Source organism: Pseudomonas emilianonis (genome assembly GCF_023072625.1).
Lineage (GTDB): Bacteria > Pseudomonadota > Gammaproteobacteria > Pseudomonadales > Pseudomonadaceae > Aquipseudomonas > Aquipseudomonas paraveronii.
Window position 1 is genome coordinate 1 of the sequence record NZ_JAKNRV010000561.1, and the last position, 2,282, is coordinate 2,282.

A 2,282-nucleotide genomic window follows, 5' to 3' on the forward strand; every position below is an offset into this window, starting at 1 on the left:
CATCATGCTGCTCGACCACGTGCGCGAGACCTTCCTGCTGCACCGTCAGGTCAGCGACCCGATGAGTATCGACAGCATCGAGCCAGCGCTGTTTATCAGCCGCACCCTCGCCCACGTGTGCGCGCCGGTGTTCGTGTTGCTCACCGGGCTGTCCGCCTGGTTGTACGGCCAAAAGTATCAGGGCCGTCGCGATGTGTCGGCCTTTCTGTTCAAGCGCGGGCTGTTCTTGATTGTGCTGGAGTTTAGCCTGGTCAACTTCGCCTGGACCTTCCAACTGCCGCCCAGCGTCATCTATCTACAGGTGATCTGGGCGATTGGCCTGAGCATGATCGCCCTCGCCGCGCTGGTCTGGTTACCGCGCCCGCTGCTGATCACGTTGGCACTGGTGATCATGGCCTTGCATAACCTGCTGGATGCCGTGCATTTCGCGGCGGGGTCGGCGCAGCAGAGTGCATGGGCGATCCTGCATGAACGTAGCTGGATCGAGGCGTCCGATAACCTGCGATTGCGCACCACGTACCCGGTGCTGCCGTGGATCGGTGTAATCGCGCTGGGTTACGGCCTGGGCCCGTGGTTTGCCAATGCCATGGCGCCGACCCTGCGTCAGCGCTACCTGTCGCGGGCGGGGCTCGGTGCGTTGGTCGGGTTCGTGTTGTTGCGGGCCGCCAATGGGTATGGCGAGAAGCCTTGGCAGATGTATGACAGCAGTCTGTCGACGCTGATGAGCTTTTTCAATGTCACCAAGTATCCGCCTTCGCTGTTGTTTCTCGCGTTGACGCTGGGCATTGGACTGTTATTGCTGCTGGCGCTTGAGCGCGCGGGGCAGCGACGTTGGATCGGCTTGCTCGCGGTATTTGGCGCAGCACCGATGTTCTTTTATCTGCTGCATCTGTATGTGCTGAAAATCCTGTACGTCGCGTGTGTGGCGCTGTTCGGCCTCAACCACGGCGACTACTTCGGTTTCGACAGTGTTGGTGCGATTTGGTGGGTGGCGCTGCTATTACCCATTGCACTGTATTGGCCAGTGCGCTGGTTTGCCGGGTTGAAAGCACGGCGGCGGGATATGGCGTGGCTCAAATACCTGTGACCCGTCGCCGCTCCGGATGCGGGAGGGAGCAAGTCCGCGCCCGCATTTCTGTGAAATGTATTACGCCAGCTCGGCGCGCAGTTGACGCGCTGCCGTGACCATATGGATCAACGCCGCTTCAGTCTCCGGCCAGCCACGCGTTTTCAAACCGCAGTCCGGGTTCACCCACAAGCGCTCGGCCGGAATCCGTTTGGCCGCCTTGCGCAGCAGGTTGGCCATTTCCGACGCGTCCGGCACCCGTGGCGAGTGGATGTCGTAGACGCCCGGGCCGATGTCGTTCGGGTAGGCAAAGGCTTCGAACGCGTCCAGCAACTCCATGTCCGAGCGTGACGTCTCGATGGTGATCACGTCGGCATCCATCGCCGCGATGGACTCGATCACATCGTTGAACTCGCTGTAGCACATGTGCGTATGGATCTGGGTTTCGTCACGCACGCCGCAAGCGCACAGGCGGAATGCTTCGGTGGCCCAGTCCAGATAGTGCTGCCATTGCGCCTGGCGCAACGGCAAGCCTTCACGGAACGCAGCTTCATCGATCTGTACGATCTGGATGCCGGCGGCTTCCAGGTCGACCACTTCGTCACGGATTGCAAGGGCAAGTTGACGTGCCTGAACTTCGCGGCTCACGTCTTCACGCGGGAAGGACCACATCAGCATGGTCACCGGGCCGGTCAGCATGCCCTTCATCACCTTGCGGGTGAGGCCTTGGGCGTAGCGTATCCAATCCACCGTCATCGCCTGCGGGCGGCTCAGGTCGCCGAAAATCACCGCCGGTTTCACACAGCGTGAACCGTAGCTCTGGACCCAGCCAAAGCGCGTGAACGCGTAGCCGTCCAATTGCTCGGCAAAGTATTCGACCATGTCATTACGCTCGGCTTCACCATGCACCAGCACGTCCAGGCCGAGGTTTTCCTGCACCTCAACGGCGTGACGAATCTCGCTGTGCATCGCCTCGACGTATTCGGCTTCGCTCAACTTGCCTTGTTTGTAGGACTGACGCGCCAGGCGGATCGACGCGGTTTGTGGGAACGAACCGATGGTGGTGGTCGGGAACGGCGGCAACTTGAGGCCAGCACGTTGTTTCTCAATACGCTGCGCAAACCGCGACTGGCGCTGGCTGTCCTGGGCAGTGATCGCCGCCACGCGGGCTTGCACTGCCGGTTTGTGAATGCGCGGCGAGGCCGCATACGTCGAG

The 2,282-nt window shown here is 61.1% G+C and carries 2 protein-coding genes; one reads left to right on the forward strand and one right to left on the reverse strand.

Annotation, left to right across the window (positions count from 1 at the left end):
- Positions 1 to 4 precede the first annotated feature (4 nt).
- Positions 5 to 1,087 (forward strand): DUF1624 domain-containing protein, encoded by a 1,083-nt coding sequence (locus L9Z73_RS29320; protein WP_247408371.1) that lies wholly within the window; start codon positions 5 to 7, stop codon positions 1,085 to 1,087.
- Positions 1,088 to 1,147: 60 nt separating this feature from the next.
- On the opposite strand, the gene metE is transcribed toward L9Z73_RS29320, so the two are convergent.
- Positions 1,148 to 2,282: 5-methyltetrahydropteroyltriglutamate--homocysteine S-methyltransferase (gene metE / locus L9Z73_RS29325; protein ID WP_247408370.1), on the reverse strand; the 1,135-nt coding region annotated here is incomplete at its 5' end.

Bases quoted from the DNA above. Each gene is read 5' to 3' on its own strand.
- L9Z73_RS29320 (WP_247408371.1), top strand. From the start codon at position 5: ATGCTGCTCGACCACGTGCGCGAGACCTTCCTGCTGCACCGTCAGGTC.